The organism is Acinetobacter sp. Marseille-Q1623, from assembly GCF_902809895.1.
Lineage (GTDB): Bacteria > Pseudomonadota > Gammaproteobacteria > Pseudomonadales > Moraxellaceae > Acinetobacter > Acinetobacter piscicola_A.
The window spans coordinates 1278886-1290251 of record NZ_CADDWG010000001.1; the positions used below are offsets into that span (position 1 = coordinate 1278886).

General features: G+C 37.7%; 11 protein-coding genes and 1 other RNA gene. 5 read left to right on the forward strand and 7 right to left on the reverse strand.

The genetic code is table 11. From position 1 onward, the window contains the following. Positions 1–80: 80 nt before the first annotated feature. From HUV91_RS06095 to HUV91_RS06110, 4 genes are all read left to right on the forward strand, one after another. Positions 81–767: an HAD-IA family hydrolase gene (locus HUV91_RS06095; RefSeq protein WP_174492865.1), complete on the forward strand. Its 687-nt coding sequence runs from the start codon at positions 81–83 to the stop codon at positions 765–767. Beyond that, on the forward strand, positions 751–1209 hold the full coding sequence (locus HUV91_RS06100) for an RNA-binding S4 domain-containing protein (RefSeq protein ID WP_130073824.1): 459 nt from the start codon (positions 751–753) through the stop codon (positions 1207–1209). Before HUV91_RS06095 ends, HUV91_RS06100 begins: the two co-directional genes overlap by 17 nt. Before the next feature lie 156 nt (positions 1210–1365). Beyond that, complete coding sequence (gene recA / locus HUV91_RS06105) at positions 1366–2412, forward strand: recombinase RecA (protein WP_130073825.1); 1047 nt, start codon at positions 1366–1368, stop codon at positions 2410–2412. A 145-nt stretch (positions 2413–2557) separates the two neighbouring features. After that, positions 2558–3154 carry a regulatory protein RecX gene (locus HUV91_RS06110; protein WP_174492866.1) on the forward strand — a complete coding sequence of 199 codons (597 nt, stop codon included), beginning with the start codon at positions 2558–2560 and terminating at the stop codon, positions 3152–3154. A gap of 65 nt (positions 3155–3219) precedes the next feature. Here the strand turns inward: HUV91_RS06110 and ffs are convergent. Continuing rightward, an RNA gene (gene ffs / locus HUV91_RS06115) (signal recognition particle sRNA small type) lies at positions 3220–3316 on the reverse strand. A gap of 318 nt (positions 3317–3634) precedes the next feature. Between ffs and HUV91_RS06120 the strand changes: the two genes are divergently transcribed. After that, positions 3635–4504 carry a YbgF trimerization domain-containing protein gene (locus tag HUV91_RS06120; protein ID WP_227554805.1) on the forward strand — a complete coding sequence of 290 codons (870 nt, stop codon included), beginning with the start codon at positions 3635–3637 and terminating at the stop codon, positions 4502–4504. A 66-nt stretch (positions 4505–4570) separates the two neighbouring features. Here the strand turns inward: HUV91_RS06120 and lpxA are convergent, their stop codons facing one another. From lpxA to rseP, 6 genes are read right to left on the reverse strand one after another with little or no spacing between them, the layout of a single operon-like run. Then, positions 4571–5359, reverse strand: a complete 789-nt coding sequence (gene lpxA, locus HUV91_RS06125) for an acyl-ACP--UDP-N-acetylglucosamine O-acyltransferase (protein ID WP_130073828.1) — start codon at positions 5357–5359, stop codon at positions 4571–4573. Beyond that, positions 5356–5841, reverse strand: coding sequence for a 3-hydroxyacyl-ACP dehydratase FabZ (fabZ, locus tag HUV91_RS06130; protein WP_130073829.1), 486 nt, complete (start codon positions 5839–5841; stop codon positions 5356–5358). Before fabZ ends, lpxA begins: the two co-directional genes overlap by 4 nt. A gap of 2 nt (positions 5842–5843) precedes the next feature. Continuing rightward, entirely contained in the window at positions 5844–6914 is a 1071-nt protein-coding gene (gene lpxD / locus HUV91_RS06135; RefSeq protein ID WP_174492868.1) for a UDP-3-O-(3-hydroxymyristoyl)glucosamine N-acyltransferase, read from the reverse strand. 3 nt (positions 6915–6917) lie between these two features. After that, the gene (locus tag HUV91_RS06140) at positions 6918–7397 is read right to left on the reverse strand and encodes an OmpH family outer membrane protein (protein WP_130073831.1); all 480 of its coding nucleotides are present in this window, start codon (positions 7395–7397) and stop codon (positions 6918–6920) included. A 42-nt stretch (positions 7398–7439) separates the two neighbouring features. Beyond that, the gene (gene bamA, locus HUV91_RS06145) at positions 7440–9968 is read right to left on the reverse strand and encodes an outer membrane protein assembly factor BamA (protein ID WP_130073832.1); all 2529 of its coding nucleotides are present in this window, start codon (positions 9966–9968) and stop codon (positions 7440–7442) included. 42 nt (positions 9969–10010) lie between these two features. Next, positions 10011–11366: an RIP metalloprotease RseP gene (rseP, locus tag HUV91_RS06150; protein ID WP_174492869.1), complete on the reverse strand. Its 1356-nt coding sequence runs from the start codon at positions 11364–11366 to the stop codon at positions 10011–10013.

Genomic DNA, 11366 nt, shown 5'->3' on the forward strand with positions numbered 1-11366 from the left:
TGATTTATTTCTTAAAAATCAATGAATCATGATCCATTTCAGGCTTTCATTGTATTTTAAAAATAAAAGGTAGTTAAATTATGCAGCCAATCCTGATGTTCGATATGGATGGAACTCTTCTTGACCTTGCATTTGATGATTTGATTTGGAATCAAAAATTACCTGAACGTCATGCTCAAACCCATCAATGTTCATTAGAACAAAGCAAAGCGACTTTGTTTGAATTTTATCAAGAGCATAAATATACTATTTTATGGTACTCATCACGTTATTGGAGTGAAAAAGTTGGTGTCGATGTTCTAAAATTACAATATGATTTTAAAGATAAAATTCAACCTCGTTTTGGTTGTATCGAATTACTTGAACAGCTAAAAGCACAAGGTTATCGCTGTTGGTTGCTGACAAATGCTGACACTGCAGGTTTAAAATTAAAATTGGACAATGTCGACATTGCTCCCTATTTTGAAGTCATTGTTAGTAGTCAAGAGTTTGGATATTCCAAAGAATTTGTCGAATTTTGGCAACAATTACAAGAAAAATATCCTTTCGATCCACAACATGCATTTATGATTGATGATACAGCACCTGTACTTGAAGGTGCCAAAAAATTTGGGATTGCAAATTTAATTACCATTACCCAACCTTCTAGTTTAAAAGCTGCACGTAATCCTTTAGAGTTACAGTATCCAGCGATTCAACATTTAACTGAATTATTGCCATTATTGGCGCAATATCAAAGTAAGGATGTCGATGTCAAAACAGCCTAAAAACCGTAAAGATCAAGACGCTCTAGCAACTGACAGTGTACGTGCTGACAAATGGCTCTGGGCTGCTCGTTTCTTTAAAACTCGCTCCATTGCCAAAGCAGCAATCGAAGGCGGTAAAGTACATCATGAAGGTGAACGGATTAAAGTTTCGAAAGAAATCCGCATTGGCATGGAGCTCACTATTCAACAAGGTTTTGATCGTAAAACCGTGGTGGTTAAAGCACTATCCAATGTTCGTGGCGGTGCACCCGCTGCTCAACTCTTGTACGAAGAAACTGAAGTAAGTATTGCTCGACGGGAATTGATTTCAACCCAAAGAAAATTGCATAATCTTGCACGACCTGAGCATCGACCAAGTAAAAAAGACCGTCGAGACATCAGTAGGTTTCGACAAGAAAATGATGCAGGTTATGAGCAAAATTGGTCATATCATGATGAATAAAAGTAAACTACCTATGCGACACTCTATGTCGTAATAACGTGGTTTAATGTAGATGGCAAATTATTTTTCTGTCACTATTGCGTTTGTGGACGAAGATCAAATTTAAAGACATCCACTTTAGTGAATAGTGAATTTATATTGTTTTGAGGTTTCAAGATGGATGATAACAAAAGTAAAGCGCTGAATGCTGCGTTAAGTCAAATTGAAAAACAATTTGGTAAAAATACAGTCATGCGTTTAGGTGACAACACTGTACAAGCAGTCGAGTCTGTGTCAACAGGTTCTTTAACCCTTGATATTGCACTCGGTATCGGTGGTCTACCTAAAGGTCGTATTGTTGAGATTTATGGTCCTGAGTCTTCGGGTAAAACTACCATGACTTTACAAGCGATTGCACAATGCCAAAAAGCAGGTGGTACATGTGCTTTTATTGATGCCGAGCATGCACTCGACCCACAATATGCACGTAAACTTGGCGTAGATATTGATAACCTACTGGTATCACAGCCTGACCACGGTGAACAAGCACTTGAAATTGCAGATATGCTAGTCCGCTCTGGCGCGATTGACATGATCGTGGTCGACTCCGTTGCAGCCTTAACACCAAAAGCTGAAATTGAAGGCGAAATGGGCGACTCACACATGGGCTTACAAGCACGTTTGATGAGTCAAGCATTACGTAAAATCACAGGTAATGCTAAACGTTCAAACTGTATGGTGATCTTTATTAACCAAATTCGTATGAAGATTGGTGTGATGTTTGGTAGCCCTGAAACCACAACAGGTGGTAATGCATTAAAATTCTACGCTTCTGTACGTTTGGATATCCGCCGTATTGGTCAAGTCAAAGAAGGTGATGAAATCATTGGTTCAGAAACACGTGTCAAAGTCGTTAAAAATAAAATGGCACCTCCTTTCCGTGAAGCAGTGTTCCAAATTTTATATGGTAAAGGCGTTAACCATCTGGGTGAATTGATTGATCTTGCTGTTGCACAAGACATAGTCAACAAAGCAGGTGCTTGGTATTCTTATCAAGGTGAAAAAATTGGTCAAGGTAAAAATAACGCCATTCGCCATATGGAAGAAAATCCTGAAATGGCGGCTGCGATTGAAACATTGATTCGTGAAAAATTACTCACCACAACCAATGCAGCACCCGTATCAGAAGATGATGAAATCGAGCCTGAATTTTTAGATGCTTAATCGAGTAATCGATCTCACAATGAAACGCCCAACTTTGGGCGTTTTTGTTATGACAAGCCTAAATAATTCAATTTTGGAATATCCAGTAAACAGATTAAAATAGAAATACACTATTTTAATTAAGGTTAAAAATCTCTCTACGACTATGTCATCTCCTAAATTTCCTAAAATGCTGAATTATGAAGCATTGAAACAACAATTTTCCGATGAGCCCTCTACAAACCATACAACCCGCTCCAACGAAGATGCGCTCAACTTCGAACAAGAACGCCAAGCAAAAACGCAAGGCTTAACAGGCTCTCGCCTACGCTCTTATGCATTTGCGAAATTAACACGTAGAGAATATTCAAAAGCAGATTTGATTGAAAAACTATGTCTCTATGCAGCCAATCGAGAGGAAGTCATTGCTTTAGTAGAAGAATTAGCTGAAGAGAATTATCAAAGTGATCAACGTGTTGCTGAAATGACAGTACGCAGTCAAATTCGTCAAGGCAAAGGTCCAAACCGTATCAAAATGGCTTTACGCAGCAAACATTTAGATAACACCCTAGTCACCGAAGATTTAAAAGAAATTGACTGGTATGAGCAAGCGTATCAACTAAAAGTCAAAAAATACGGTACAGAGGTCAGTAAAGACCCAAAAATCAAAGCTAAACAAATTCGATTTTTGCAATATCGTGGTTTTGAAATGGATGTGATTATGAAAGCAATTAGCCGAAAAACAGATGATTTTGATGGGTAAAATTAAATAACTGAAATAAAAAAGTTGAGCAAATATAAAATTATTATTTTAAAATCTGGTGGCAACCCTACTAGCAAAACCTCGGCACATCGTATTTCTGATACCGTTGCTACCTTCCGGTCCTGGCGGGGTTCTCAGAGTACAATTGCGAAGCCACCAGCAGGGCTACCATTGCAAGAACAGAGTATAGAGATTTTTAAATTTCTTGCAAGTAGAGATATCTACTTTTAAGCATTTTTGCGACTGTTTGATTAATCTGTCAGCAATTCCAATAAAAACAGCGGCATAAATTCAAAAAAACCACAAAATTTCTTCTATATTCATGAGGAAGTAAAGACATTTTTAAAGAAATGCTAGAACATTGTAAAAGTAACTTGCATTTCAGTGCTGAGCCGTTTTAAATAAAACCCATTCTCGAATGATATGACCAATTTCCGAATAAGAAATTAAAGTCAATAAAGTTACTTTTATGGATTTAACATTATGCTAAAAAAGCATGCGCTCTTTTCTCTCGCACTTTTAAGTTCTGCGACATTGTATGCTATCCCAATTGAATCACGAGGTTTGAGCAATCAAAATACTGATGTCGGTATTTCTGGCTCATCTACCCCGATCACAGGAAATATGAATTGGGATTTAATTCAAAAAAATCAACAATTAGAAAACCAAATCCGCGAACTACGCGGTAAGATTGAAGAACAAGACAATGCCATTGAACAACTTAATAAAGAACTGTCTAACCGTTATACAGACTTAGATCAACGCTTAGAGCTCATGGCACAAAAATTAGAAGCAGATGCTGATGCAACAGATGAAAGCCATCCTGATACAACCACACCAGATGGACAGGACTCAACACAGCCTGCCCCAACCACTACACCAAAAGATTCAACTACTCAAACACCGATTGCGACTACAGCAAACTCGCAAAACACTGTCCAATCCAAACCAGAAGATACGACAAATAGCAGCAATGCTGTTGAGCTTGAAAAAGCGGCTTATACCATTGCCTTAGATGCATACAAACAAGGGGGTGCTCAAAAAGCCATTGCACCTATGCAAAATTTTATTAAAAACAATCCAAATGGCGTATATACAGGTAATGCTTACTTTTGGCTAGCAGAATTTAATTTAGCAATCGAACCACCAAATTACGAAGAAGCTAAAAAGAATTATGAAGTTGTTGCAGCCAAATACAGTAATTCATCTAAAGCGCCACGTGCTTTATACCGCCTTTATAGTATTGCAACAGAAGTGAATAAAAACCCACAAACAGCAAATGTATACAAAAACAAATTATTGTCGACATTTCCTGACTCAGAAGAAGCTCATTATTTAAAAAATAGTTAAACCATTCTTCTAGCAATAAAAAAGACATCACCAAGGATGTCTTTTTATGATGACTTATGGATTAACTCAACGCACAATACCACGCTTGGACTCAATTAAAGAGTCTAACAACAATTGTGCTTCAGCAACTTCAGGTAGAATCTCTGCTGTGATTTTTGCAATCGCTTGCTCAGTCGTTAAATTTTCTTTATAGATCAATTTAAATGCTTCGCGTAAGCCTTGAATGACATTTTTAGACCATCCCTTACGACGCATACCTTCCACATTCATACCAAAAGCATGTGCAGGATTACCCGAAACCATCACATAAGCAGGAACATCTTTTAAAATCAAAGAGGCACCACCAATCATGCTATAAGCGTCAATCTTACAGAATTGATGGATGCCTGAGTTTCCACCCACAATGACATAATCTGCAATGTGAACATGCCCTGCTATACCCACATTATTGGCAAAAATATTATGATCACCAATTTGGCAATCATGTGCTACATGAGTATTTACCATGAGTAAATTATGACTACCGACTTTAGTTAAACCGTGATCTTGTACCGTACCACGATGTAAACTACAGTGTTCACGAATTTTATTTGAATCACCAATTTCCAACCAAGTTTCTTCACCTTGATATTTTAAGTCCTGACATACTTCGCCAACACTCGCAAATTGGAAAATTTCATTGTCTTTACCAATACGGGTAAAGCCCCCCACAACAACATGTGAGTGAAGCTTTGTCCCTGAATCAATACTGACTTGTGGTCCAATAATACAATACGGTCCAATTTCTACATCAGGCGCAATCTGTGCAGTAGAGTCAATAATAGCGGTTGAATGAATGAGATTTGTGTTGCTCATGCCTGCTCTAATTTTTGATGAGAAATGATAATTTCAGCGGTTGCTGCGACTATGCCGTCCACACTAGCAGTACATAAATATTTGTAAATGCCGCGTTTTTGCATGAGTAACTCAGATTTTAACACAAGTTGATCACCAGGAACGACTTGTTTCTTAAAACGGACTTTCTCAGCGCCCGCAAATAAGAATAAAGAACCAGGCTGAGGCTTTTCATCATTCATGATAAAACCTAATACACCTGAAACTTGTGCCATCGCTTCTACGATCAATACACCTGGCATAATTGGATAGCCAGGGAAATGACCTTGCATAAATTCTTCATTGATAGATACATTTTTGTAACCAACAATGCCATTTTCCGTTACTTCAGTTACACGGTCTACAAGCAAAAATGGATAACGATGTGGCAAATACTCACGGATCGTTTGGGTTTGCATTGGTAATTCAGGAACCGTAAAAGGTAGAGATTTAGACTCAGTCATAATTATTTACGCGATTTTAAAGTTGATTCAAGTTGCTCAATTTGAGCCTGCATATGATCTAGCTGTTTGACTATCTTGGTCAATGGCACATCTGCTAATTGTCGCAGGCGAACAACCGTCCGTTTCCACTGGTTTGTTTCAAACTGTCCCGTACCTGAAGAATAAGAACCCGCCTCAGAAATAGTTTTTGTCACCATTGACATTCCTGTAATCGTCACATTATCCGCGATTTTAATGTGACCTACAACACCAACCCCCCCTGCAAAGATACAGTTTTTGCCAATAATGGTACTACCAGCGATACCACATTTTGCAGCAAGTGCAGTATTTTCACCAATCACAACGTTATGTGCTATTTGCACAAGGTTATCAATGATGACACCATCTTTCAAAATCGTATCATCTAAAGCACCACGATCTATACTGCAATTTGAACCAATGCGTACATCATTTCCAATTTGAACTGAACCCAATTGTACTATTCGATTCCATTTACCTTGATAAGGCGCAAAACCAAAACCCTCACCACCAATTACAGTATTGGCATGAATGCGTACACGATTGCCAATTTTAGATTTCCCTGTAATGGTGACATGCGCATCAATGAAACAATCCTGCCCAATTTCAACATGATCATCGAGACGAACATGCGACTGAATTACTGTATTATCACCCACTACACAGTTTTCACCAATCACCACATAATGACCAATGTAAGCCTGATCTGAAATCATGGCTGAATCAGCAATTTGCGCTGTGACTTCAATCCCACGTTTGAGTACTTTATCCTCAAAATGATGGGTTAAAATTGCAAATGCTAAGTAAGGATTATCCACCACAATAAAATTATGATGATTACTGAGTTGTGCTTTTAAGGCAGATGTTACAATCAAAGCACCAGCTTGAGATGCTTGTGCTTCTTGCAAATATTTTTCGCCGTTAACAAAAGAAATATGCTTGGATTGTGCTTGTTCCAAACTTGCTAAACCGTTCAGAACAAGATCAGATTGACCAATTAGCTCTCCTTGAACAAGTTGAGCTAATTCATCGAGATGAGTTGGATGAGATGTCATTGATTATTTAATTGCATTAACCTTTTGAATCATTTTAGCAGTTAAATCATTCTTTGCGTCATAGGCTAAAGCTGAATTTTTATTCAAAACCATATCTAATGCATTTTCTTGGCGCAATTGTTCAGCAGCTTGTTTCACACGCGTTTCAAAAGTCTTGTTGGTGTTTTGAATCGTGGTTTGTACTTTCGCTTGTACAGACTGTTGAATTGACTGATATTCAGTCACTTTGGCTTGATATTGTTTCTGAATTTGCTCTGGATTTGCACCTTTTGCTTGCGCTTGTTGCTGTAATGCTTGGATCTCTTGAGAAATTTTCTCAAGTTTAGCTGATTCAGGTTTAATCGTTTGCTCTAGACTTGCATTTTGCTGTTTTAAATAAGTACTACTTTCAACCACTTTTTCAATATCAACAATGCCATATCCTGCTGCATTCGCTAAGCCAACAAAACCCAAACCAACCAATGCACATACTATTTTTTTCATGATTTAATCCTAACAATATTTTAAAGTATTCAATGATCGAACTTAGAAAGTTCGACCAATCTCAAATTGAATTTCTTTGGTTTCATCACCTGGCTTGTCATTCAATGGGAATGCATAACTCAAGGATAATGGTCCGATCATAGTAATCCATGTAAAGCCAACACCTACACTATAACGCATGTTATCAAGTTCAAAACCAAAATTATCTTTACAATATTGTTGCGCATTAACACCTGTTGTATTTTCACCAAAGTTTAGATTACCTTTTGGCACATCACATTGTGTATCAAAGACTTGTGCACCTTCTGCAAAGATTACAGGACGGACTTGACGGGTCCAATCCCCTTTGAATGGTAAAGGCAAGGCAAGTTCAGTACCAAATTGCACTAAAGCATTACCACCCACTTCTTCAAGGTTATAATCTTTAGTATTACGCTCGTTATAAGTCACACCAGGATATTTCGGTCCTAAAGTACTGTTGTCATAACCACGTACCGAACCATAACCGCCTGCATAGAAGTTTTTATAGAATGGAAGGTCATTACCATAACCTAATTTCCCATAACCACGTAATACAAAGTCCTTACCTAAAGGCAAAAATGCTTGCGCATCATAAACAATTTTTTGATACTCCACATCACTACCAGGTAATGCAATTTCAGCATTAATACGATGTGACATACCATTGGTTGGGAAAATTGGACGGTTTAAAGTATTATATGACCAACCTAAATTTAGGTTATATGTTAAGAATTCACCTGTAAACTCAGAATTATATTCTGAGAGTGCTATTTCTTTACCATTGGCATCGACACATTTTAAATCATCAGGCACTTTAGGATCTAATGCTTTCCACTCACCTGCGCAATAAGAACTTGTTCCTTTAACCTTACCACCATTCGCTAGCAAATAATCACGGACATAGGTAGATACATAAGGTCCTGTCGTTACTTTAGTATTATCAATATTTAAACCTGCGCTTAAACTTTGATTTTCATCAATTGGATAACCAAAGTTAATGCCACCACCGAAACTGTCAGTCACATAATTATTGACGTTATAGCTATCATTGAGCTTAGTTTTACGATAATACATATTGTAACCACGACTTACACCATCGATGGTGAAGTACGGATCAGTCACACTTAAGTTATAGTAATCTTGGGTTTCAGAGCGAGATAAATCAATTGACACTCGATTACCTGTTCCCAAGAAGTTAGTTTGACTAATCCCCGCTTGGAAAGTCATACCGCCATTTTGAGAATAGCCTACCGCCAACGTACTTGTACCTGAGTGCTGCTCTTCCACATCGATATTCAAATCAATTTGATCAGGCTGATTTGGAACACGTGCAGCTTTCATATCAACTTTACTAAAGAAACCTGTACGCTCTAAACGGACTTTAGACAATTCAATTTTTTCATTGCTTGCTAAAGCACCTTCCATTTGACGCATTTCACGACGTAAAACTTCATCCGCTGTTTTAGTATTCCCAGAGAAGTTAATACGACGTACAGTCACTTGCTGACCTGGATTAATATAATAATTCAAATCAACTGTATGTGTTTCATTGTTAATTTCAGGAACGACATTGACTTCCGTATAGTAATAACCCGCATTACCATATTTACGCATCAGTAATTGCTTAACACCATTCACTTTTTCTTGTGAATAAGTCGTGCCATCTTTATAAATTTGTAATGCTTTTAATTCTTCAGGTTTATAAAGTGCATCACCTAAGAATTTAGACTCACCAAACTTAAACTGTTCACCTTCATCAACAGAAACTTCAATAAAAATATTTTTCTTATCTTCACTGATATTTAGATTAGAGCTGTTAATATCAAAGTTGATATAACCTTTGTTTAAATACATTGCACGCAATGCTTCTAAACTTGCAGACATTTTTTCACGTGCATAGCGGTCATTACGAGTAATCACCGATGCCCAACCACTTTCTTTGACAGCAAAGGCACGTTTAATATCTTCGTCTTTAAAAACGGTGTTGCCAATGACATTAATATTAAATACTTTGGCTGGCTTGCCTTCATTAAAGTTGATATTTAAATCAACACGGTTATTTGGACGTGCAACCGACTCGACCGTAATATCCGAGTCATAACGACCTTGTTGTGAATACTGTTGCTCTAATTCAGTTTCTAAAGTTTGTAAAGATGATTTTTTAAGTACCTCACCTTCAGCCAATCCCATTTTTTTCAAACCTTCATCTAAGGCTTCTTTTGGAATCAGTTTATTTCCTTTAAGATTAATTTTTGAAATGATTGGACGTTCAATCACTTTAAAAACTAAAACATCATTTTCCTGAGTCGCTTGAATATCATCAAAGGAATTTGAGGCATACAATGCACGAATTGCATCCGCAATTGCAGGATCATTAATACGATCACCACTCTTGATCGGAAGCAAAGCAAGCACATTACTTTGGGTTAAACGAACCAAACCATCTACACGAATGTCACGCGCAATGAATTCATCTGCTGCATGTACGTGTTGTACTGCTGCCATTGCACTAACGAGCGCCAATGGCATAAATAAATGTGAGTGCTGCATGCCTATTATTTTCCAGTAAGTTAATTTTTCACTCTTGCGTCATTACAAACGCATAAAATCATTGAATATTGCTAAAAGCATCATGCTTCCAAGCAATACCATACCAATTTTTAATCCAACCAATTGTATTTGTTCAGAAACAGGTTTACCACGTAAAGCCTCGATAAAATAGTACACTAAATGCCCACCATCCAACATTGGAATTGGCAATAAATTTAGAATACCAAGACTTACGCTCATCAATGCCATAAATGAAATGAAGGTTTGCCATCCCATTTCTGCACTTTGACCTGCAACTTTTGCAATGGTAATTGGACCCGATAAATTATCTAAGCCAATTAAACCACGAACCATTTTCACCATCGAATTTAAAATCATGCCTGAAAGTTGCCCTGTTTTTTCTACAGCAACAACAAAAGCCTCAGCAGGATTATATTGAATCGTTTGTTTATATTCTGCAGGAATATTGGCTTTGCCCGATTGTGCTTGCACACCCAACATTCCCGTAACTTTACCCATGTTGTCACGTTGACCTTGTGGCATCACTTGCAAATGCACCACTTGACCTTGACGTAATACATCGATATTTAGAAGTTTTTCAGGTGATTTTTGTACCACATCCACCACATCAAACCAATCTTTCATCTTTACTTGGTTAATCGCGATGATTTCATCACCTTTTTTCATGCCTTGGCGAATGGCCGCACCATCATTACTCAAGTCATACACAACAGCTGCAATATGTGGACGATATGGCGTAAAACCGAGTACATCAAAAGGAGACTGTGTTTGATCTTTTAAGAATGCTTGAATCGGCAACTCAAAAGTTTTGATTTGACCCGCACGCTCTGCCTGAACTTCGATATGCCCCGTTTCACCCACACGATCGACCAAAGCATAATTTAACTTTTCCCAAGTTGTGGTTGGCGTACCATCAATCGCAACAATTTTGTCACCTTGCTGCATCTGTACTGTTGCAGCGGGGGTATTTGGTAAAACTTTGCCTACACGCGTATTTAGCTGCTCTTGTGCAGGTAAAAATAAAATCCAAAATAGAAATATTGCAAAAATCAGATTAATCAAAGGCCCCGCAGCAACAATTGCAATACGTTTCCATGGCGACTGACGGTTAAATGCATAAGGTAAATCTTCTGCACTCACATTACCTTCACGCTCATCTAACATTTTCACATAACCACCAAGCGGTAATGCTGAAAGCTGATATTGAATTCCTGATTTTTTGGATGTCCACTTTAACAAAGTTGGGCCAAAACCAATTGAATACACCAAAACTTTCACACCCAGTTTTCGTGCAATCCAATAATGCCCAAACTCATGAATGGCAATCAATGGACCTAAAAGGAAAATGGCAGCAACAATGATAAATAGCACATTCAT

Coding starts and splice junctions, on each gene's coding strand:
- lpxD (WP_174492868.1), bottom strand. CDS start 6,914: ATGACATCTCATCCAACTCATCTCGATGAATTAGCTCAACTTGTTCAA.
- fabZ (WP_130073829.1), bottom strand. CDS start 5,841: ATGACTGAGTCTAAATCTCTACCTTTTACGGTTCCTGAATTACCAATG.
- lpxA (WP_130073828.1), bottom strand. CDS start 5,359: ATGAGCAACACAAATCTCATTCATTCAACCGCTATTATTGACTCTACT.
- HUV91_RS06140 (WP_130073831.1), bottom strand. CDS start 7,397: ATGAAAAAAATAGTATGTGCATTGGTTGGTTTGGGTTTTGTTGGCTTA.
- rseP (WP_174492869.1), bottom strand. CDS start 11,366: ATGAATGTGCTATTTATCATTGTTGCTGCCATTTTCCTTTTAGGTCCA.
- bamA (WP_130073832.1), bottom strand. CDS start 9,968: ATGCAGCACTCACATTTATTTATGCCATTGGCGCTCGTTAGTGCAATG.
- HUV91_RS06100 (WP_130073824.1), top strand. CDS start 751: ATGTCAAAACAGCCTAAAAACCGTAAAGATCAAGACGCTCTAGCAACT.
- HUV91_RS06095 (WP_174492865.1), top strand. CDS start 81: ATGCAGCCAATCCTGATGTTCGATATGGATGGAACTCTTCTTGACCTT.
- HUV91_RS06110 (WP_174492866.1), top strand. CDS start 2,558: ATGTCATCTCCTAAATTTCCTAAAATGCTGAATTATGAAGCATTGAAA.
- recA (WP_130073825.1), top strand. CDS start 1,366: ATGGATGATAACAAAAGTAAAGCGCTGAATGCTGCGTTAAGTCAAATT.